Origin of the sequence: Vibrio sp. Vb2131 (assembly GCF_033338535.1) — a bacterium.
GTDB lineage: Bacteria > Pseudomonadota > Gammaproteobacteria > Enterobacterales > Vibrionaceae > Vibrio > Vibrio alginolyticus.
Map to the genome: position 1 here is coordinate 1 of NZ_JAWOSW010000139.1, position 549 is coordinate 549.

1 protein-coding gene is annotated in these 549 nt (G+C 42.8%); it reads right to left on the reverse strand.

What is annotated here, in order from left to right; translation table 11 throughout:
- Window positions 1-244 precede the first annotated feature (244 nt).
- Window positions 245-549, reverse strand: a 305-nt coding sequence (locus R7E38_RS23260) for a hypothetical protein (protein ID WP_318082207.1), incomplete at its 5' end; no start/stop codon positions are given.

A 549-nucleotide genomic window follows, 5' to 3' on the forward strand; every position in this document is an offset into this window, starting at 1 on the left:
GGCGTTAGTCGCCAGAAAAAGCTAGCAATCAAAATCATGTTTCTGAGCTCAAAATTTGGCAGCTGTTTGTTTGATACACAGATTTATCATCGATGGTCAAAACTCAGTTTCAGCTGTTTAAAGTCCAACGTTTTGCAAGTGCTCTAGCGGTTGCTTTGTTCTTTGGTGCTGACAGAGCAGGGCAATCGATAATTTGTTTTTGGCTGCAAATCTGCTCGGTGAGTTTGTTGGTTCAAAAGCAAATTTACTCGCTGAAAAGACGTTTTCTCTGGTGTGGTAAGTTCCACGTGGTTTCAGTGACTTTGTTGAAAGTCCGCACTGTGAGATTGGTTTTCCAAAAGCGTTTTTTGGTGTTGTCAGTCCGTTTTCTGCGGCGTTGTTTGTTCCAAGTGGTTTCATTGACTAGCCGCTTTGAAACTACGCCTGATTTAAGTGCATCAAAGCACATAAAGTTTGTTGTTTGCAAAGTTTGGTTCGGCTTAAAATTGTCGCTCGGTGCCTCGCGACTAACAAACTGCTCAAGAGGGATTCGCAACGCGTGGCATTTTT